Source organism: Synechocystis sp. CACIAM 05, assembly GCF_010222815.1.
Taxonomy (GTDB): domain Bacteria; phylum Cyanobacteriota; class Cyanobacteriia; order Cyanobacteriales; family Microcystaceae; genus Synechocystis.
In genome coordinates, this window is sequence record NZ_CP019225.1 from 338,041 (window position 1) to 358,175 (window position 20,135).

General features: G+C 47.9%; 22 protein-coding genes and 1 tRNA gene. 7 read left to right on the forward strand and 16 right to left on the reverse strand.

Annotated features, from left to right (window positions below):
• Positions 1 to 13 precede the first annotated feature (13 nt).
• From BWK47_RS01600 to BWK47_RS01615, 4 genes are read right to left on the reverse strand one after another with little or no spacing between them, the layout of a single operon-like run.
• Positions 14 to 391 carry a DUF1622 domain-containing protein gene (locus BWK47_RS01600; RefSeq protein ID WP_162327313.1) on the reverse strand — a complete coding sequence of 126 codons (378 nt, stop codon included), beginning with the start codon at positions 389 to 391 and terminating at the stop codon, positions 14 to 16.
• A 32-nt stretch (positions 392 to 423) separates the two neighbouring features.
• The gene (locus BWK47_RS01605; protein WP_162327314.1) at positions 424 to 1,599 is read right to left on the reverse strand and encodes an LL-diaminopimelate aminotransferase; all 1,176 of its coding nucleotides are present in this window, start codon (positions 1,597 to 1,599) and stop codon (positions 424 to 426) included.
• A 40-nt stretch (positions 1,600 to 1,639) separates the two neighbouring features.
• Positions 1,640 to 1,939, reverse strand: a complete 300-nt coding sequence (locus BWK47_RS01610; protein WP_162327315.1) for an SH3 domain-containing protein — start codon at positions 1,937 to 1,939, stop codon at positions 1,640 to 1,642.
• A 34-nt stretch (positions 1,940 to 1,973) separates the two neighbouring features.
• Positions 1,974 to 3,479, reverse strand: coding sequence for a UbiD family decarboxylase (locus tag BWK47_RS01615; RefSeq protein WP_162327316.1), 1,506 nt, complete (start codon positions 3,477 to 3,479; stop codon positions 1,974 to 1,976).
• Between the two features lie 102 nt (positions 3,480 to 3,581).
• On the opposite strand from BWK47_RS01615, the gene BWK47_RS01620 reads away from it, so the two are divergent.
• The 3 genes from BWK47_RS01620 to BWK47_RS01630 all read left to right on the forward strand — a co-directional run bounded on the left by BWK47_RS01620 (position 3,582) and on the right by BWK47_RS01630 (position 8,241).
• The gene (locus BWK47_RS01620; RefSeq protein WP_162327317.1) at positions 3,582 to 4,877 is read left to right on the forward strand and encodes an NYN domain-containing protein; all 1,296 of its coding nucleotides are present in this window, start codon (positions 3,582 to 3,584) and stop codon (positions 4,875 to 4,877) included.
• Positions 4,878 to 4,935: 58 nt separating this feature from the next.
• Positions 4,936 to 6,783 (forward strand): precorrin-3B C(17)-methyltransferase, encoded by a 1,848-nt coding sequence (gene cobJ / locus BWK47_RS01625; protein ID WP_162327318.1) that lies wholly within the window; start codon positions 4,936 to 4,938, stop codon positions 6,781 to 6,783.
• 102 nt (positions 6,784 to 6,885) lie between these two features.
• On the forward strand, positions 6,886 to 8,241 hold the full coding sequence (locus tag BWK47_RS01630) for a DUF4335 domain-containing protein (protein ID WP_162327319.1): 1,356 nt from the start codon (positions 6,886 to 6,888) through the stop codon (positions 8,239 to 8,241).
• Positions 8,242 to 8,323: 82 nt separating this feature from the next.
• Here BWK47_RS01630 and aroF read toward each other — a convergent pair whose 3' ends face one another.
• The 10 genes from aroF to BWK47_RS01680 form a co-directional block, all read right to left on the reverse strand.
• The gene (aroF, locus tag BWK47_RS01635; RefSeq protein ID WP_010871510.1) at positions 8,324 to 9,379 is read right to left on the reverse strand and encodes a 3-deoxy-7-phosphoheptulonate synthase; all 1,056 of its coding nucleotides are present in this window, start codon (positions 9,377 to 9,379) and stop codon (positions 8,324 to 8,326) included.
• A gap of 196 nt (positions 9,380 to 9,575) precedes the next feature.
• The gene (locus tag BWK47_RS01640) at positions 9,576 to 10,052 is read right to left on the reverse strand and encodes a PAM68 family protein (RefSeq protein ID WP_162327320.1); all 477 of its coding nucleotides are present in this window, start codon (positions 10,050 to 10,052) and stop codon (positions 9,576 to 9,578) included.
• A gap of 17 nt (positions 10,053 to 10,069) precedes the next feature.
• On the reverse strand, positions 10,070 to 10,339 hold the full coding sequence (gene rpsO, locus BWK47_RS01645; protein ID WP_010871512.1) for a 30S ribosomal protein S15: 270 nt from the start codon (positions 10,337 to 10,339) through the stop codon (positions 10,070 to 10,072).
• Positions 10,340 to 10,503: 164 nt separating this feature from the next.
• Entirely contained in the window at positions 10,504 to 11,517 is a 1,014-nt protein-coding gene (locus tag BWK47_RS01650; RefSeq protein ID WP_162327321.1) for a permease, read from the reverse strand.
• 100 nt (positions 11,518 to 11,617) lie between these two features.
• A complete protein-coding gene (locus tag BWK47_RS01655; RefSeq protein WP_162327322.1) occupies positions 11,618 to 12,088 on the reverse strand; it encodes a tetratricopeptide repeat protein in 471 nt (156 codons plus the stop codon).
• Positions 12,089 to 12,259: 171 nt separating this feature from the next.
• Positions 12,260 to 12,772, reverse strand: a complete 513-nt coding sequence (locus BWK47_RS01660) for a hypothetical protein (protein WP_237269744.1) — start codon at positions 12,770 to 12,772, stop codon at positions 12,260 to 12,262.
• 124 nt (positions 12,773 to 12,896) lie between these two features.
• Positions 12,897 to 13,382: an allophycocyanin subunit alpha-B gene (gene apcD, locus BWK47_RS01665; protein WP_010871516.1), complete on the reverse strand. Its 486-nt coding sequence runs from the start codon at positions 13,380 to 13,382 to the stop codon at positions 12,897 to 12,899.
• Between the two features lie 111 nt (positions 13,383 to 13,493).
• Positions 13,494 to 14,756 carry a methionine adenosyltransferase gene (gene metK, locus BWK47_RS01670; RefSeq protein ID WP_162329574.1) on the reverse strand — a complete coding sequence of 421 codons (1,263 nt, stop codon included), beginning with the start codon at positions 14,754 to 14,756 and terminating at the stop codon, positions 13,494 to 13,496.
• A 135-nt stretch (positions 14,757 to 14,891) separates the two neighbouring features.
• Positions 14,892 to 15,896, reverse strand: a complete 1,005-nt coding sequence (gene dusA / locus BWK47_RS01675) for a tRNA dihydrouridine(20/20a) synthase DusA (RefSeq protein ID WP_162327324.1) — start codon at positions 15,894 to 15,896, stop codon at positions 14,892 to 14,894.
• Positions 15,897 to 15,907: 11 nt separating this feature from the next.
• Complete coding sequence (locus tag BWK47_RS01680; RefSeq protein WP_162327325.1) at positions 15,908 to 16,516, reverse strand: Uma2 family endonuclease; 609 nt, start codon at positions 16,514 to 16,516, stop codon at positions 15,908 to 15,910.
• Positions 16,517 to 16,782: 266 nt separating this feature from the next.
• On the opposite strand from BWK47_RS01680, the gene infC reads away from it, so the two are divergent.
• Positions 16,783 to 17,316 carry a translation initiation factor IF-3 gene (gene infC, locus BWK47_RS01685; RefSeq protein ID WP_010871520.1) on the forward strand — a complete coding sequence of 178 codons (534 nt, stop codon included), beginning with the start codon at positions 16,783 to 16,785 and terminating at the stop codon, positions 17,314 to 17,316.
• 299 nt (positions 17,317 to 17,615) lie between these two features.
• Complete coding sequence (locus tag BWK47_RS01690; protein ID WP_162327326.1) at positions 17,616 to 18,473, forward strand: YaaW family protein; 858 nt, start codon at positions 17,616 to 17,618, stop codon at positions 18,471 to 18,473.
• Positions 18,474 to 18,496: 23 nt separating this feature from the next.
• On the opposite strand, the gene BWK47_RS01695 is transcribed toward BWK47_RS01690, so the two are convergent.
• Positions 18,497 to 19,051: a metal-binding protein gene (locus BWK47_RS01695; RefSeq protein ID WP_162327327.1), complete on the reverse strand. Its 555-nt coding sequence runs from the start codon at positions 19,049 to 19,051 to the stop codon at positions 18,497 to 18,499.
• A gap of 99 nt (positions 19,052 to 19,150) precedes the next feature.
• On the opposite strand from BWK47_RS01695, the gene BWK47_RS01700 reads away from it, so the two are divergent.
• Positions 19,151 to 19,223 (forward strand) — tRNA-Val (locus BWK47_RS01700).
• A gap of 58 nt (positions 19,224 to 19,281) precedes the next feature.
• On the opposite strand, the gene BWK47_RS01705 is transcribed toward BWK47_RS01700, so the two are convergent.
• Positions 19,282 to 19,545 (reverse strand): hypothetical protein, encoded by a 264-nt coding sequence (locus BWK47_RS01705; protein ID WP_162327328.1) that lies wholly within the window; start codon positions 19,543 to 19,545, stop codon positions 19,282 to 19,284.
• A gap of 173 nt (positions 19,546 to 19,718) precedes the next feature.
• Between BWK47_RS01705 and BWK47_RS01710 the strand changes: the two genes are divergently transcribed.
• A complete protein-coding gene (locus tag BWK47_RS01710; RefSeq protein ID WP_162327329.1) occupies positions 19,719 to 20,030 on the forward strand; it encodes a hypothetical protein in 312 nt (103 codons plus the stop codon).
• Positions 20,031 to 20,135 lie beyond the last annotated feature (105 nt).

A 20,135-nucleotide genomic window follows, 5' to 3' on the forward strand; every position in this document is an offset into this window, starting at 1 on the left:
CATGGCTCAATGGTTAAGGGCCATGTTCCTGTCTTTCCTGTTCAATTTCCATTCTGATTTCCGATTCCAGTTCTTTACCAAGAAAATAGTTTAAAAAAGTCCTGATTACAGCGATTAGCCCTAGTTTGCTCAAGCTTTCTAGGGTAGGGGCGATGGTGGTGGAAAGGATATCTGCCCCCAATTGGAATTCCAGGGCTAGAGCCAACCACAAACCGAATTGCAAGCGAATACTGTTGAAAAATTTGGGCGTATTCATAGTACGGCGATCGCCGGCCCAGACCATTTGCAAAGTTTTCACTAGGCCGAGAATAATACACAGCACGGAAACACTTTCTAGCACAAACTTGGTAATGCTGACTAAATTGCCTAGATAATGATCCAAAAGTTCCATGGTTTTATTCCCTTTCCTTTCAGTCTAATTTTCTAATTTTGGTCAAGAAATTGACCAATTTTTTGGGCCGCCGTGGCTAAAATATCCGGCTCCTGTACTAAGGCAAAACGTACGTAACCTTCCCCCCCTGAACCAAAGCCAGACCCTGGAGAAAGGGCAACACCGGTTTTAGCCACCAGTTTTTGACAAAATTCCAAGGAATTGCCAAGCCAACTTTCAGGTAATGGTGCCCAAACATACATGGTGGCAGTGGGCAGAGACACAGCCCAGCCAATCTTCGCTAAAGCATCAATCAATGTTGCCCGGCGTTGGGCAAAAATTTGCACGGTTTGTTGCACAGTTTCCGGTGGACTTTCCAGGGCGGCGATTGCCCCTTGGAGAATGCCTGCGTATTGATTAAAATCCACCACTGCTTTAATTTTTTTCAGGGCAGAAATTAATTGGGCATTACCAATGGCAAAACCAATGCGAAAGCCCCCCATGTTATAGGATTTGGAAAAGGTAAAAAATTCAATGGCACAGGATTTTTGTCGGTCTGCTTGCAAAATTGACGGCGGCATTACTATGCCATCAAAAACCAAATCCATGTAGGGAAAATCATGTACTAATACCAAATCATGGTCAAGACAAAACTGCACTGCTGTTTGGAAAAATTCTAAGCTGGCGATCGCCGTGGTGGGGTTGTGGGGATAGCTGAGCACCATCATTTTGGCTTTGCCTAACACCGATTTGGGAATATCTGTAAAAACCGGCAAAAATTGGTTTTCCGCCCGCAACGCCATGGGATAAATTTCTCCCCCCGCCAGATAGACCCCCCCCATGTGGGAAGGATAGCCAGGGTCCATCAACAGAGCCACATCCCCGGGATTCAACACTGCTAACGGTAAATGGGCTGTACCTTCCTGGGAACCAATTAGGGGTAAAACTTCCGTTTCCACATCCACCGCCAAACCAAAACGCTTTTCGTACCAAACGGCGATCGCCTGCCGCAATGGTAGGGTTCCCTGGTGCAATAAATAACCATGGGTTTGGGGATCTGCTAAAGCTTTGGCGATCGTGGCCAGAATGGGGGCGGGGGTAGGTAAATCGGAGGAACCGAGGGAAAGATCAATAATAGTTTGACCCTGGGCTCGGGCTTGGGCCTTAGCCAAATCCATATCGGCAAAAACATTACTGCCAAAGGCATCCAAACGATCAGCAAATTGCATAAACAAAACTATTTTATTAGAAACTTTGTAGGCAAAGTGGTTAGCTTTTGTAACAGCTAATAAATTCTCGAATTACCCAACCCCAAACGCGATAACGACCCTGATAATAACCAGCAACTTTGGCCCAATGACGACCTTGTTGGTCAAAATCAATTTCTAGGATTTCTACTTCTCGATTATTTCTCAAAGCATTAATAACTTTACCGTTGGGACTTTCTCTAACATTGAGAGGCGTACCGGTAGGATCAGTAACCTTACAAATTTCCTTTGCTTGGGAAGGATTTGCTGTTAAGACGAAGCAAAAAATGCTGGTTAAAAATAAACTTTTAAAGAAAACCATTGGCAAAAAGATCTACTATTCCATCAGGATTTATTTACACGTCATAGCCAAACAAGTTGGGGTTAACTTCCGTTAGATTAATGTCCCCCAAACCGTATTCTGCCCACCGTTGGCTGGCCTGCTCCGCCATAGTTGGATCTGACTCCAGCACTTCCCCCCATTCATGGTCCGTTTCTGGAGGAATTTTAGTGGTGGCATCAATGCCCATGCGGCCGCCCAAACCAATTTTTTCACTGGCAAAATCGAGGCTATCAAAGGGAGTTTCCGGCAAAATAAACACGTCCCGCACCGGGTCAACTTTGGAGCTGATGGCCCAGACTACCTGGCGGGGATCGCGGATGTTAATACTCTTATCCACTACGATGACGAATTTAGTGTAGGTAAATTGGGGCAGAGCACTCCAAAAAGCCAGGGCAGCTCGCTTAGCTTGCCCCGGATAAGCTTTGTCAATGGAAATAATGGCAGCTTTGTAACTCAACGCTTCCATGGGCAAAAAGAAGTCGGTGATTTCCGAAACCTGTTGCCGCAAAATTGGCGTATAAATCCGGTTCAAGGCGATCGCCATCATGGCTTCTTCTTTGGGGGGACGACCGCTGAAAGTAGTTAAATAAACGGGATTTTTGCGGTGGGTCAAACACTGGAACCGCACTAGGGGGGAATCCTCCACGCCGCCGTAATAGCCCATGTGATCGCCAAAGGGGCCATCGGGTAACATTTCGCCGGGGGTAATAGTGCCTTCCAGGACAAATTCGGAGTCGGCCGGCACTTCCAAATCGACGGTTTTACATTTAGCTAGGGCCACCCCAGAGCCGCCATATAACCCCGCAAACAACCATTCCGATAAATCCACAGGAATCGGTGTGGCCGCCGCCATAATAATTAACGGATCTACTCCCAAGGCGATCGCCACTTCTAGTTTTTTTCCCTGTTCCGCCGCTTTGCGTAAATGCCTGGCCCCTCCCCGCACCGACAGCCAATGGACCGTCATGGTGGTTTTGGATTGCAGTTGCAGACGATAAACCCCCACATTGGGGGTGCCCGTTTCACAGTCCTTGGTAATCACCAAACCAAGGGTAATAATTTTGCCCGCATCACCGGGATAGGGCCGGATCAGAGGAATTTGGTTTAAATCTAAATTTTCACCATTGATGACGACTTCTTGGCAGGGGGGGAAGAAGTTACGCCCTGGTTTGGCCTTGAGCACATCAAACAACACTTTGCCAAAATCAATGGCCTGGGAAATTTTCTTGGGCGGCTTGGGTTGTTGCAACAGGGCTAGCTTTTTGCCCAAATCTTCTAACTCCAGGGGATGGTCCATATTCATGGCCCAACAGATGCGCTCCACTGTGCCCATCAAATTCACCGCCACCGGGAAAGGGGAGCCTTTGACATTCTCAAATAACAGCCCTGGGCCACCGGCCTGTAGCATCCGGTTAGAGATTTCCGCCACTTCCAAATCGGGATCCACCTCAGCGGTAATGCGGCGCAACTGCCCCCGTGCTTCCAACAACTGGATGAATCCCCGTAAATCTCTGGCCATGGTAGTCAAAAAACTATACTTTTCACATTTAATACTAACAGACTTTAGCTTCGAGAATAAGCTATAATCTTTGCATAGATTACTTTCATATTTTCTCCCAAAATGTCTTATCAATCAAATGATTTGGCTAAGTATTTTTCAAATATTTTAATAAACATCATCAAAATTCATCCAGAATACTTGCTTGAAAAATATAGAAAGTATAATTGGGGTAGTGAGCAAACATTGCAGATTATTACAAAATATTTTTCTGATCATCTAAATAATTTAAATGGTAATAAAGAAGACAGTTTTTTGCTGAATACTAGTTTATCCATTTTTCGTAAATTTCTAGTACCATTTAGCTTAAGTGATAAAGATATTGTTGATTTATGCATAAAAAATAAATTAAGCGAACATGGCAAACACTTAGATAGCAAATCTGAGACTTTAGGATTTTCGGTTCTTTTAATTGACATCGAAAATATTTATCTCGACGTTACCGAAGAAGACTTAATCAAAAAACTTAGTAGGCATTCTTTAAAACACTACTTAGCCTTTGGTAATTGGAAAAAATTAGGCAATAAAGATGAAGAGTTGCACAAAAGAGGATATGAACTATTTCATGTACCTTCAGGTAAAAATAACGCAGATCAAAGAATGACAAATATAGGATCTTTTATTTGCCTAAATTATCCTGATATAAAAGAGATTTTTGTTTGTTCTTCAGATAAAGACCTTGAAATTCTATGCAGTTTTTTGTCTCAAAAAAATATTGTGGTCTATCAGGTTTTCCGACAAATCAATAGTTTATGTATTAAAAATCCTGAAACGAATGAAGTTTTGTCATATCCCATTATTTCTAGTGAATCTTCCAATGAAAAAATTATCGATCTAAAAATATTAATCGAAGAAATAAAATCTATTATTCGTGAAGTGACAAATCAGGCATCACAACAGCAATGGGTTACACTAAGTCAGGTTTCAACTATATTTTATCGTAAATTTGGATTAAGTCTTAACGATGTTGTTAAGCATCATTTTCCCGGGAAAACAGCAAAATTTATATTTTTGGAATATAAAAATTACTTCGTTGTCCATGATCCACCGGAATCTAAAGATATTTTTATTGCATTGTTTAATTTTAACAAAGAATCTGCTGAATCCATCACTCAAAATAGTCAAGAGTCTTTGGAAAACAAGTTTGTTAAAATCATAAAAGAAGAGATTAAAAACAATAAAAATAAAAAAATTGAAATAGGTTGTGCTGCCTCCAAATTTGCTGGAAAGTACAATATTCCAATCACTAAAGCTCTTAAGAATGCTAGTCGTCCTAGTAACTATAAAGCTTTTATTAAATCAATATCAGTGCTAGAACTTATAAATGAGGGTGGACGTTGTTTTATCCGTTTACGATAGAAACTAAAAATAGTCCATTTATCAAAACACTTCCTTTAAATACATTAATTAGAAATTCTTGAAAACTTTTCATCCCCTCACGGCGATCGCCGTCACTCCCCAAGCCGTTAAATTGCTTTTGCCCGTGGTGGAAACGTTGACGGGAAAATTGCTCCTATCGGAATCCTTGGCTCAGGAATTAGAGCTTGGTAAAAATTCCCTAGTGGAAACCTACAGCAATTCCCTAGCAACGGCTCTGGAGGAAAGATGGAATAACCATCAAGCCTTTATTTTTAGTTTAGCTACGGGGGCCGTAGTCCGTTTAATTGCCCCGTTATTGCATAGTAAACAGACAGATCCCGCTGTGCTGGTGGTGGATGCCACGGGTCAATCGGTGATTAGTTTACTCAGCGGCCACCAAGGGGGAGGCAATCGCCTGGCGCAGATAGTGGCGGAACAGTTGCAGGGAAAAGCAATTCTCACTGGCGGGGCCAATGGCGTAGGGCAAATAGCGATGGATTGTTTAGGTATTCCCTTTGGTTGGCGCAAAGGAAAAGGAGATTGGACAGCGGTAAGTTCTGCCTTGGCTTGTCAAAAATTAGTAGGAGTAACACAAACGGCGGGATCAACTCTTTGGCAAAATCATTTACCCCCAGGCCATGGTTTTACTTTTTCTGGAACTAAGGAGACGACGGCAACCTTATTAATCACCGTTCAAGAAAGTAATTTGGAAAAACTGAATAAACCCATGGCCCCATGGCATCCCCGACTGTTATGGATTGGCGTTGGCTGTGTGCGGGGTACGGATTTAGCTTTGTTAGAACGGGCTTTGTTAGAAGTTTTAGAACGGGAAAATTTAAGCCCTTTGGCGATCGCCGGCCTGGCCAGTGTGCATTTAAAAGCCGATGAAGTGGGAATGCAACAATTGGCCCAAAAATACGATTTGCCCTTTTTCACTTTTCCCCCAGAACGGTTGGCGGCCCAGGCTGTCCCTAATCCATCCGAGGTGGTTCTTCAAGAAGTGGGTACCCCCAGTGTGGCGGAAGCGGCGGCATTAACGGCGGCCCAGGTTTATGGCCAAGGGGGAAAACTAATTGTCGAAAAGGTCATTGTCAAACAGGATCAGCAAGCAGTAACCGTGGCGATCGCCAAGGGAGAAAGGGAATACATCGGTAAACCGGGACAGTTATGGTTAGTGGGCACCGGGCCCGGGGAATTAAGCCAAATTTCCCCAGCGGCCCGAACGGCTATTAGAGAAGCAGACGTGCTCATTGGCTACGGGCTTTATTTGGATTTGATTGATCCTCTGCGACGACCCGGACAAATTTGTGAAACGTTCCCCCTCACCCAGGAGCGGCAACGGTGTCAGCGAGCCATTGAGTTAGCCCAATGGGGTTTAACCGTGGCGGTGCTATCCTCCGGGGATTGTGGCATTTACGGCATGGCTGGGCTAGTGCTGGAGGAACTGGAGAAATTAAATTGGGATGGGCAAACCCCCTCAGTGGAAGTTTTTCCTGGCATTAGTGCCTTTCAAGCAGCGGCGGCCCGGGTGGGTGCTCCCCTGATGCACGACTTTTGCGCCATTAGCCTCAGCGATTTGCTTACCCCCAAAGAAAAAATTCTGCAACGGTTAACGGCGGCGGCCCAGGCGGATTTTGTCACCGCTCTGTATAATCCCAAATCTCAAAAGCGCACCGAGTTGATTGAACAGGCCCAAGCTATTTTCCTACAATGGCGATCGCCAACCACTCCGGTGGCCCTAGTGCGTTCCGTTTATCGCCAAGATGAAACCATTGTGCGTACCACGTTGGCGGAAATGCTGAACTTTCCCATTGATATGTTGACAGTGGTGCTGATTGGCAACAGTAACACCTACAATTATCAAGATTATTTGATTACTCCCCGGGGCTATTATGCCAATGCCTAGAAAAAAACAGTCAATTACTGGAGCGGTGCTCAAGCCCTCTAATCCCATAATTTTCAAGGTACCCTGAATAGAAGTGAGTCCGTTGACCGGGAGTATTTTCCAATGAAGCTGGTGAAGGATGTACAACTGAGGCGTTATACCCCTCCCACCTGTACTTTAGAGTTGTGGCAAACTCGACGGGTATGGCAAAGACCTCCCCAAACTTTGCCGGCGGATTATCGTTTTGCGCTCCATTTTGACGATCCCCGTTTGCCAGAAGTAGAACAATTAACTTTGTCTGGCAGACCGGAGGAGTTGGAAGCCCTCGCTTTAGCGGTGGAAACCTATCTCCAGCAACGGCTTAACCCCTGTGATTCCTTGGAACCAAGCACCTATCCGGAACCAGTATTTAATGCGGACGGTGAACCTTCTTTTTGCCTACGACCCCAGGGATTATGGAGCCATGAACTTTTGGGGATGGGGGCTCCCATTGCCCTCAATACTTCCCAGTTGTACGATCTGATGCTGGCCTTGGAAGGTTTCCGCCTCCAGGATTTAGAGCCGAGCCGGATGCCAGTGCTCATGGCCAGAGAACAGTCGCCTAAAGCATTGGTCTTAGCCGGAATAGTAGCAGCCGGTAGTGTGGCGGCGATCGCCATAGCGGCCCTGTGGATGCGCCAACCCCAACCCGAAGTGGCGGTGCAGAATAATTTTCAACTGCCAATGCCCAACCAATTTCAGTTTGAGGAAGTTAGCTCTATGGTGCCACCACCACCGAGGGGCGATACCCCCTCCCCTCAATTGGCCCCAATCCTAGCTTTACGGGACCCTCTTCCTTCCCCCAGTGCCGTGCTAGCTGCTGCTCCCCCTCCCCGTAATCCTAATATTCCCCTAGTGGTACCGCCAGAAAGGGTGCGTCCCCCTGATTTACAAGCTCCAGGAGCCCCAGGGGAAACCTATATTGCCATTCCTGATCCCACTAATCTACAACCCCTGATACCGCCGCCAGAGCCGTCTTACCCCGGTGCCTTGGCTATTTTGCCCCGCCCCGACGGTCAACCCCTACCCTATGGTGGCGAGATATTGTCCACCACCCCCGATTTACCTCCTCTGCCCCCTGATTCTAATCCCGTTAGTTTTAGGCCGCCTCGACCCCGTGCTGTGCCACCCCGTTCCACCAATTTACTGGACACTATTCCCCAGGTGGCGGAAGTGCGTAAGTTCTATCAAGAGCAGTGGCAACCATCGGAAGATCAAACCCAAACGTTGGAATATCGTCTACAAATCGATCCCAATGGGACGGTTAAGAGAACTATGCCCCTGGGCCGAGCCGCTAGCATTTACATGGCCCGCCTGCCCCAACCTGCCCCGGGGGAACCGTTGGTCTCTCCCCTCGCCGATGACAGGATGGAAACCATTCGCTTAGTACTTACTCCCCTGGGAGATGTGAAGGCTTTTCTGGAAGATCAACCCCAATAGTCCACACCATCCAACAAAAAAAGGCCCGCTGGTTTTTCCGTCGGGCCTAGTTTAATCTGTTTTAGTTTTACAGCGCGAATTCCTAGGCCAGGGCCGCTACTTTGGGCCAACGTCCTACAGTTTGCCCAATAACCGCCAATTGCTTCATGGTTTCGTCGAAGCGGTCGGGGGTCAAAGATTGGGGCCCATCGGACATAGCTTTAGCCGGGTTGGGATGCACTTCAATCATCAAGGAGTCTGTCCCCGCGGCGATCGCCGCCATGGCCATGGAGGGCACATACTCAGATTTACCGGTGCCGTGGCTGGGGTCGATCATAATGGGCAGGTGCGTAAGGGAGCGCAGGACAGGCAACACCGACAAATCAAGGCAATTGCGGGTGTAATGGCCATCAAAGGTACGAATGCCCCGCTCACAAAGAATCACGTTGGGATTACCCGCCGCGAGAATGTATTCTGCCGCCATTAACCATTCATCAATGGTGGCCGCCATGCCCCGCTTTAACAGCACTGGCTTATCTTGGGCCCCTACCTTTTTCAGCATGGAGAAATTCTGCATATTGCGGGCACCCACTTGGATTACATCCGCCACTTCCGCAATGATTTCCAAATCCGCCGCATCCATCACTTCGGTGATAATGCCCAAACCAGTGGCTTCCTTAGCTGCTGCCAACAGACCTAGAGCACTTTCCCCATGGCCTTGGAAAGCGTAGGGAGAGGTACGGGGTTTGAAGGCACCGCCCCGTAAAAACTGGGCCCCGGCCGCCTTAACTCGACGGGCCGTTTCCACAATCATGGTTTCGTTTTCCACCGAACAGGGGCCTGCTACCACAGCCACCGGATGGTTTTTGCCGATCGCCACGGGGCCAGCGGGGGTAGAAACGATTACTTCACTGTATTCCCCATGGCGAAAAGTCAAACTAGCCCGTTTAAAAGGTTGTTCCACCCGTAATACATCTTCAATCCAGGGGCTAACCTCTTGGATTTGCAAAGGATCAAGTCCGGCTGTTTCCCCCACCAACCCCATCACAACTTTATGCTTACCGACAATCTTTTCGGGGGTTAGGCCCCGTTCGGCAAACTCCTTACCAATGCGCTCAATTTCTATTTCTGGGGTGCCGACTTTCATGACGACGATCATGACAAACTTCCTCTATTCGATAGGTTGGGACAGGGAGGGTTAAAAGCTTAGCTATAAGGTCTGACAGTAAATGCGGACTCGAAAAGCCGATGCTAATGCTAATTTTAACGAAATTATTTTGGCCAACAGGACTGGGCAATTATTATTGACCAATTGTTAACTTTGTTAACGAAAATTTACAAATTCTGAGTTTTGTTCAACGATCGCCATTGTCCTGGGCCGTTTGTTGGGCGTTGCGCCAGACAGCGATGGTACGACTGAGGTTGAGGCGAAATTCCGGCCAGCCCCAGACACTGCCAGGCTCATCTTCCCAGGAGGTGGAAAAAATGCCATAGCTTAGGCCCACCACCCCTAGACCAAAAAAGAGCAGACTCACCGAAAACACCACATAGGTGGGAATCTCAAACCAGTCCCGGCTCACAACAAGATAAAAAAGCACAAAGGATAACATGCCCAGCCCAGTGGGAATGCCGGAGAACAGGGCCATGCGTTTGACCATCCGTTGGCTCACCACGGCGGGAATGCCACTGTCTGCTGAACGACGGGCTTTTTTATCTTTGGCTCCGCTGGTTTTAGTGCTCGGAGCCACCACTGCAGGGGGCTTTTTTTCAACCTTTTTCTTTTTTGATTTCCGCTCAAAAGGAAGACGGTCTCGATTGGTGGGGTCAGCCATGGGAAAAATGCAAAAACTTAACGACGGATACCGAGGCGTTTGATCAGGGCTTGGTAACGTTCTGGTTCCCGGGCATTGATGAAGCTTAATAGACGCTTACGACGACCAATCATTTTGAGCAGGCCCCGACGGGAAGCGTGGTCTTTGGGGTTAGCTTTGAGGTGCCCTGTGAGCTGGGTAATTCTTTCTGTCAAGAAGGCCACTTGCAGATCAGCGGACCCAGTATCAGTCTCGTGGGCTTGATACTCGGTCATCAATTCTTGTTTACGGATTTGGGTTAAGGACATAGTCTCTGTGGAAAAAACCTAGGCTGTAAAGTATTAGGCGATGAATTTCGTTGCAATCTCTTACTATATCACGTTTGCCGGAGGGCTCCTTTCCGCCACGAAAAGGGAAAGTTATCGACAACCAAAGACGTTGGGGGGCAAATCATTCCAGATTCAAATCAGATCTAAAACAGATAACTATGGGCCAAACTGAGCAGAAAGGTTAACTGGCCTGCCAGGAGGAGCAGATAGATAACAATGCGCCGTTGGAAAACGGAAAGCAATAGCCCGATGCTTTTGACATCAATCATGGGGCCAAAGACTAAAAATGCTAACAGGGAGCTACTAGTGAAGGTGGAAACAAAGGAGAGGGCAAAAAATGAGTCCACTGTGGAACAGACCGATACCACCACCGATAGCAACATCATGGCCAAAATGGAGCTAATGGTGCCTTGTCCCAACAGTAAAATCCATTCCCTGGGAATGAAAACTTGGATGACGGCGGCGATTAAACTGCCCAAAATTAGCATGCCGCCCAATTCCCGTAATTCCTGCACAATATTGTCGGTGAACATTTCCCAACGGCTGGGGGCAATGGGGGGTAGGAGGGTTTCCACCGCTTGCTCGTCTAATTTCAGCAGTTGACCGCTGTTACCACTTCCCAAGAGAAAGGTGCCCGATTGCAAAAGGGGGGATTCACAGGCGATCGCCGTGGGGGATTCTTCCGGACGGGTGAGGTAGGCCAATCTACGACCCAAAGCAGGTTTAAGCAGAGGCACTGCGTCCAACTGACGACTAAACACCCAGCTGATAATAACGGTAATGATTAAGGAACACACCACCCGGGCCACCACCATGCCTGGTTGATCCCGAAAAGCCACCCAGGTGGACCAAATCACAATGGGATTAATGGTGGGAGCAGCCAACAAAAATGCCACTGCTACCGAAGGGGGCAAACCCTGCATCAAAAATCTTCTGGCCACGGGCACATTGCCACACTCACACACCGGAAACATAAACCCCACCAAGCTACCGGCGATCGCCCCGAGGAAAGGATTACGGGGAATATAGGCGATTAGCTTTTTTTCATCGCTGAAGACTAATAGGGCACTGGAGAGCACTACCCCAAAGGTGAGGAAGGGGATGGCCTCCACCAGCAAGCTCAAAAAAATAGTAAAGGCTTCGTGCAATTGGGTCATAGATTTAAGCAAAGCCAGGCAAAGTCAGCCCAGGGGACAAAAACTTCCTGAAGCTCACGGTGAGAGGAGCAAAAAACGATAATACCAAACTGCGATCTTTCTAGGGTTGGGTAGGGATAGGCGTCCCCCCGGTCCCCCCGCCCTGGTCATTGGGTTCCGTCGGTGCCAAAGGGTTTTGGGGTGGGGGTAACTGGGGATTTTTAACCTGTAGTTTAATGGCCTCCAGCAACTGTTTTAGCCCCTCTTCCTCCGGATAAATTTTCGTCAACTTCTCCATCGGGGCGATCGCCCCGGCCAAATCCCCCATTTGTAAACGAGCTTCCACCAGGCCTTGCAACGCGTTGGGATTATCCGGTTCCCGTTGCAATACTTTTTCGTATCCCCCAGCGACCTCCTTTAAGCGCTCCAGATCCGCCGCTGTGGGTTGTTGCGGTGTCCCCTGGGATGGAACCTCAGTCTGGTTAGCATTCCCCCTCAACACAGTCAGCATCGGTACTGTCATCATGCCTAGAAAAGCCAACCCTGAAGCAATGATGAAGGTCTTTTGTAAAATCTTTTTGGTGGAAGCCATAGAAAAGGGGAAAATTCCCAATAACAACAAAATTAAGCTGGGGGAGCCGGACTTTCTGCAATCCAATGCCGATGATAACGCGAGGGCCTGTTGGCAAAGTTTTAGTTTCCCAGCCAGAACCTCTCACTAAATAAAAGCTCCCACAATATTAAAGGGATTGCAAAGCAAGCTTCAGTTAAGAGAAGGCAACGGATAGTAGGAAAAATAACTGTAAACCCCCCCCGCAAAAGCCGAGCCACAGATTAGGGCTAATAATAACAAGCTTTGCCCCTGGCCCATACCCAGATTACGCAACTCAATCCGACCCAGAATAGCCGCCGCTAGTAGCAACAAAAATGAAGTGAAATAATTAAACCACCGCAGGGCCACGACAAAAATAAAACACCAAAACACCATGGACACCATCGACCGCAATTCTGACTTAGCCCAATTGCCCACCACATAGGTCATCAGGGTAATGGGGGTAGTCAAAGCTAAAGTGGTCAACGTAATGATGAACAGGGTAAAAATATGGATTAAAGCCAGAATCGTCCTTTGATCCAGCTCTATCTGCCAACCCTTGAGGTGTTCGTGGAACATCGTGCTCCAGGGCACACTGGCCTCGGCCAATCTCCAGCCAAAGGCCACATAGGCAACAATTACCAAAGCAAGGGATAAAAAAGGAATGGATTTGAGCCAGGGCATGGACAGTCTCCCCCCAGGGCTGAGGATTATCGTGATCAGAACAGCCAAAGAAGAGAAAACGAAGAAGGCATAGTCGGCCACAGAAACCCACCGCCATCTTCGTTAATCTTCGTGCCAAAACCAATCAGGACATAAACTGAATGATGTAATCAAAATAGGGAGCTGTCTCATTGGCATCCTCTGCACTCAACAGTCCCAACGCCGCATCCTTCAGTACAGTTACCGCGTCGACCATCCCTGGCACCGGCACATTTAAGGAGTTGTACATTTCCTTCACACCGATTAAACCAGTAGTTTCAATGGGTTCTTTGTTGCCCGCTAAAACGCCATAGGTAACCAGGCGCAAATACCAACCGTAATCGCGCAAACACTGATTATATTGCCGCTGACCGTAGGCATTACCTCCGGGAGCACGGTATTCAGGGTGCTTCTTAAACAGTTGTTTTTGGGCTTGATCGACTATCTTTTTTTCATTTTCGGCTAGGGTTTCCGCAATGCGAATACGCTGGGCACCGGTGGTTAAAAACGCCTGGATCCCTTTGAGTTCACCGCTAGTGGGGTAGCGGAGTTGATCGTCGGCTTGCAAAATAACTTGACTAACTACACTCATGATATCAACAAGAATTTCATATCATACTGTAGTTTAGCCTGAGTTGCCCCATACTGCCCCAGGCTAAATACCCTCTCATCCTGAGGCAGTGTACTTTTTCCTGCTGCTTCCCTAGACGGCCACGGCCTGGGGGCTAGAAGCAAAAGCTGCTTTCAACACATCCACTTTGTCGGTGTATTCCCAGGGCAAATCCAGGTCATTGCGACCAAAATGGCCATAGGCGGCCACATCTTGATAAAATCTCCCCCCCCGTTCGGCGGGCAAATTCCGCAAATTGAGGGATTGGATGATACCGGCTGGGCGCAGTTCAAAGTTTGCCAATACGACTTCCAGCAGTTTTTCTTCATCTACCTTACCGGTGCCAAAGGTATCGATTAAAACGCTGACTGGGCGAGCAACCCCAATAGCGTAGCTGACCTGTACTTCGCATTTATCTGCTAAACCGGCAGCAACAATGTTTTTGGCCACATAGCGGGCGGCATAGGCCGCAGAGCGGTCTACCTTGGTGGGATCCTTACCGGAAAAGGCACCACCGCCATGGCGGGAATAACCACCATAGGTGTCCACAATAATTTTCCGTCCCGTTAAACCGGCATCCCCTTGGGGACCCCCCACAACAAATTTGCCAGTGGGATTAACAATAAAGCGGGTTTTATCAGTGGGTTTGAGGGCAATGTCACTGAAGCAATGACCCACCACTACGTCCCAAAGATCGGCCTTAATTTTGGCCTGCACCGCATCGTTGTCGGTGATATCGCCAATGTGCTCGTCGTGCTGAGTGGAAATGAGGATGGTGTCTACGGCTACGGGCAGGCCATCTTCGTACAGGATGGAAACCTGGGTTTTACCGTCGGGGCGCAGATAGCTCAATTGGCCAGATTTACGTACTTCCGATAGGCGCAGGGCAATGCGGTGGGCCAAACTAATGGGTAGGGGCATCAATTCTGGGGTTTCGTTGCAGGCATAGCCAAACATTAGCCCTTGATCGCCCGCACCGATTTTGTCTAACTCGTCGTCGCTGAGGGCATGGCGCTGTTCCTGGGCGGCGGTTACACCTTGGGAAATGTCGGGGGACTGTTCGTCGATCGCCAGCATGACGGCACAACTGTTAGCGGAGTAGCCATTATCGGCGTTGGTGTAGCCAATTTCAGCAATTTTCTGGCGGATCAATTCGACAAAATTAATGTGGGCTTGGGAAGTAATTTCCCCCGTCACTAGGGTCAAGCCTGTGTTGACTACGGTTTCCGCCGCTACTCGACTGTTGGGGTCCAGGGTTAGGAGGGCATCAAGGATGGTATCGGAAATCTGGTCACACACCTTATCAGGATGGCCTTCTGTCACCGACTCGGAAGTAAATAAATAGCGCTTAGACAAAGTCTTCAGTCCTCGTACACGATAAAGGCTATTGGGCAAACAAGACCTTCAACAAAGCTTGTTAAGTTAAATTAACATTTCATCATACAGGTTATTTTCCCTGGTACGGGAACGGAAAGGGCTAAGATTTGTTCCCTATGCTACCAATACCCCTGGGAATTTTTGGGCTTGGAGGGCTGTTTGTAATAGTTCCGGCCCTGCAGAAGCCAATAGACGGGAATCGCTCAGGGTGCGACGCCAAAATTTAGCCCTGGGTTGACCATTGAACAAACTCAATAAATGCCTGGTAATTTGATTAAGGCGATCGCCGTGACGCAAACGCTCTTCCACATAGGGCAACATAATTTCAATAATTTCCGCTCGGCTGGGGACTAAATTGGTTTTGTGGTAAATGTCCCGGTCTACGGTGGCGAAAAGGTAGGGATTTTCGTAGGCGGCTCGGCCCACCATCACTGCGTCCACATGGCTAAGATGCTGTTGAATTTGCTCAATTTGGGTGATACCGCCATTAATTTCGATCAACAACTGGGGAAAATCCTTTTTTAATTGATAAACATCTTCGTAACGTAGGGGGGGAATGGTTCGGTTTTCCTTGGGACTAAGCCCCTGGAGCCAGGCTTTACGGGCATGGACAGTGAATCTTTGACAGCCAGCGTTTGCCACGATTTCTACAAAATGCACTAAATCTTCATAACTGTCCCGATGATCAATGCCAATACGATGTTTAACGGTGACGGGAATTTCCACTGCCCTTTGCATTGCACTCACACATTGGGCTACCAAATCCGGTTGTGCCATGAGGCAAGCCCCAAAATTGCCGCTCTGCACCCGATCACTGGGACAGCCCACATTCAAGTTAATTTCGTCATAGCCCCAATCCTGGCCAATGCGGGCACATTCCGCTAGGAGTTGGGGATCATCGCCTCCCAATTGCAACGCTACGGGTTTTTCCTCCGGGCTAAAATTTAATAACCTCTGGCGATCGCCGTGGAGGATGGCCTGGGCCGTAATCATTTCCGTGTACAGCAGGGTGTGGCGGGTTAACTGCCGTAGAAAATAGCGAAAATGGCGATCAGTATGGTCCATCATCGGGGCCACACTGAGGGGATTAATAGAAGAATCAGCAAAAATTTTTGTCATCAGGACAATATTTACGTTAAATCAGTCTCCATGCCAACTTCATCCACCAATGCCGGCAGATCTAGGGTGGCATAAATTTCCGCCAAAGGAATGGCTAAATTAAGGGCTTCAATGTCGGCGATCGCCTCTAGACCCTCATAGGACTTCAGCAACCAAAAATCCTGAGGAGTCCGCTGAAAACACTCCACCAAATACTGCTGGGCATTGACCAAAATATACGCCCATAAACTGGGCAGAGTGCGGTAATCCTGAAACTTTTTGCCCCGGTCAAAGCCTTCTGTGGATTCCGACAAAACCTCAATAATCACCCTGGGAAAATTAACAAATGCCCGGCTCGGAGCATCTCTTTCATCACAAGTTACCAACAGGTCAGGATAATAAAACCGTCTTCCTTCCTTTAGTTTCACCTTCAAATCAGCAAAGTAGACACGACAGCCAGAATTTTGGAGGCGACTACGAAGGGCCATGTAAAAATTGCCGCTGATGATGTTGTGAATTCCACCAGTGCCGGCCATGGCGTAAATCTGGCCATCGATGTATTCATGCTTAACGTCACTGCGGCTTTCCAGCTCTAAGTAATCGTCGGGGGAAAAGTATCCATTGGAGGAGAGCGCAACCATCTGCCTTGCCAAATTTGTCTAATTGATTGCCTTCATTCTATGGCCCCACACCATTACGTTAAATATCTTTACGATCGCCATTGGCTAGCCATGGGAAGCTAAAATACAGGCCGGATAACCCCATTTACCCTTTCCCAAAGCCAGAGTACCCTAGGGGGAAGCGAGTAAATTGCAGGCCGAAAATCCGAGAGAATCGGTAAAATGGCAAAGTCAGCATTTTCGCTTGTAAACCCAACATTACCTACAAACTTCAACAAAAAACACCTGTGGCCGATAAAAGAAGACCCCAACGCGACTTACCTCAAATTAACGAAAGAATACGTTTCCCAGAAATACGAGTCATTGACAGTGACGGTGCCCAATTGGGGATCATTACCCCCAATGAAGCCATGGAAATCGCCGACGAGCGGGGGCTCGACCTTGTGTTAGTGAGTGAGACCGCCGATCCGCCGGTGTGCCGCATCATGGACTATGGCAAATATAAATTTGAGCAGGAGAAAAAAGCCCGGGAGGCCAAGAAAAAACAACATACCGCCGACGTTAAGGAAGTAAAAATGCGGTACAAAATCGATGAACACGACTATCAAGTGCGCATCAATCAGGCCAAACGCTTCCTCAAAGCTGGGGATAAAGTCAAGGCAACGGTGAACTTCCGGGGGCGGGAAATTCAGCACGCCCACCTAGCGAAGGAATTACTGGACCGCATGGCAACGGACCTGGCCACCGAAGCCGATATCCAGCAGGCTCCCAAACGGGAAGGACGCAATATGATGATGTTCCTTTCCCCCAAAAAGGTTTAGACCTATACAAACGATGAACCTACGCCGTTGAATGGTTCTTAAAAAGTTTTGTGAATCCCCTGAGAAGGTGTTTGGAAAGTTTTATTCTGCCCCCTAAATCTCCTCACTAAAGCTCCGGCAATACTAGAGGATTTTCAGTCACCCCCTAAATTTGGGGGGTCAGGGGGGCTTTTAAAGCAGGCTCTGAGACGATTTGAGGGGATTTTCTTTTGGCTGTTACAACGGGGTTAATGTTGCCGGAGGGCCGCACAAGTTTTCGGCCCCTGTCCTAGAATGGGGAAATTAGCAGAGCCCCACTGGTGGAGGAAACGGTCTTGGACGAACTGCGCTCAGCGTTAGAGTTGGCGACGGAGGATGAACTGACTCAACTAACGCAAATTCTCTTTTGTAGAAAATTTAATCCTTTGGATTATCTGCAAACCCCCCTGCCGGTGGAGGTGCAAAGTTTGGATCGTCCCCTCTGGGAAAGTTCCCTGGAGGAAAGATTCCGCTATTTAGCCGCCGATGGCCTAACGGTTTTACGGGGCAAGGCCAAGCAATTTAGCTACCGGGACACTCTCATTCGGGTTTGTCAATTCCTCAAAGTGCCCTACGCCCAACAGATGACTACCCTGGATTTGGAAACGGATATTTTTCTCCACTTGGTCAACCAAGCTTGGCAAAAATTGCCCTCGGCGGAACAGAATAATTTGACTCGTAAAATCCAACAGTCCCTGATTAATTCCCCTTTACCGGAACCCCTGCCCCTGCAAATTCAACACAATCCCGTCAATGTCATCCTCAAGGGAGGTGGGGCGATCGCCGTTAGTTCGGTGCTCAGACCCCTACTGTTGGGGCGCATCTTACAGCAGATGACCGTACACATTGCCCAATATCAAGTGGCTAAGTCTTTGCTGGTGAAGGGGGGACTAAATACCGCCAGTCAGTTACAAAATCAGTTGGCCCTCCAAACCGCTAAACAGGGAGTGCTGATGGGAACGGCCCGTTACGGGGCAGTGCGGACAATTTTTTCGGTGTTGGGACCGGCTCTGTGGGGATTATTCCTAGCGGATCTGGGCTGGCGGGCGATCGCCACTAATTATGGGCGTATTATTCCAGTGATTTTTACCCTGGCCCAAATCCGTTTAACGAGGGAAACCTGTTGGCAACTAGCCTAGGTTTGGCTAATTAATTCGACCTATTAGGAACGCCGGCGAGATTTAGACTTCCCCTGGCTAGGGCGTTTTTTTTGCTGTGGCTTTAGCTTTTTTTTGAGCCAACTACCGCCCCAATCGCTCACACTATGGGCCATGGCCCCTGCCTCCAAGCCAATAAAAACTGTTAGCAGCTCCCAACGGTGTTGCTCCAGCCATTGCCTCAGGATTATCCAGTCAATCCCCTGCAAATTAAGCTTTTGCAACAATATCAACACCGTCCCCATACCCACTGAAGCCAGTATTAGCCAACTGCCTAGATACAATAGGCGCAAAATCGTGCCAATCAAAAAGCCGTGGGAAAGGGGCGATCGATGGGGAATGAAGTGGCGGTAGGGAAGCCAGACCCATCTCAGCCAGCCCCACCGTTTATATTGACAGGAATGGATGTCCAGATCCGGGCCAAACATCAACCCGCTAAATCCAAAGGCGATCGCCATTAGCAGAGTTAATCTGACACTACCAGTGCCAATAAATGTGATGGCCATAACTGCAGGGGTGGCTCCCAGGGTAATGCGGTCATGGATTTTACCGGCGGGCATGGCAAAGGGAAAAAGAGAATGGGCAACTGGGAAAAAATTTTTTCCGACGGCGATCGAACAAAACGATAACCTATGATATAGTGGTTAAGCATGAGTAAAGGGCGATTAGCTCAGTTGGTAGAGCGCCTGCCTTACAAGCAGGATGTCGGCGGTTCGAGCCCGTCATCGCCCATACTTTTCACCTACTGTTACACCCTAGCGGTAGTCCTATGTTAGCCCATTTGCTAGGTCTAATTCAGATTAGGGTCTACCGGGGGCAAAGGGTTCAATTCAATCACCCAACGATAGTGGTTGCCTGCCACACATCCACCCTCAAAACCAATGGTGTAATCTTCCTCTAAGTCCTCTGGGTCAATAAGACCCGCACAGGCTAAAACTTTGATAAGGTCACTGATGTGAGTAGCCAACATCTTTTGCTTAAGTTCTTCAAGGTCTACACCCTCCACACCAAGGCTTTTAAGTTGGGCTTGAAGTTGTTTATCAATGTTGTCCATAATTACACGTTCAATTGTTTACTTTAGGTTTACAGTCTCTATCTTTAGTGATGCTTCACTATGTCCAGACCTAGAGTTTAGGTAGTGTTATATGGTGGGTATGGTTGTGTAAATGTAAACGCTATAACTACACGTCTTTTACTAAACACTTGGGTCAAATTATTTGGACTATAATGTTAGACCTGACCAAGATTTTTGTTAGCAATACTATGGCTAAGTCAAAACCTTTCAACACTTCACCCCATAGCGTTTTTACCTATGGTGCTAGAGAGTTTGCTGAAGGTAGCAGTATTTCCGTAAAACAAACCCTTACAGCCTATTGCAAGCGTAAGGGCATTAGTAAATGGAGGGGAAGCCAGTTCATTAAAAAGGGTTGGTTACTTGCTACCAAGTCAGGTAAACACGTTTACGTTTCAGAGTGCAATCCAGAAGCTATAGAGCTTGCTTTGGAACTCCGTCCCCCCATCGCAGTAGTGGACACCTAGACCCTGACAACTTGGTAGGTAGGGTGAGATACCCCTAAGTTAGGGCTATAGCAATGGTGTAATACAGGGTTAGGGTGAAAATAATCATCGTACTGGTTTAGAGGA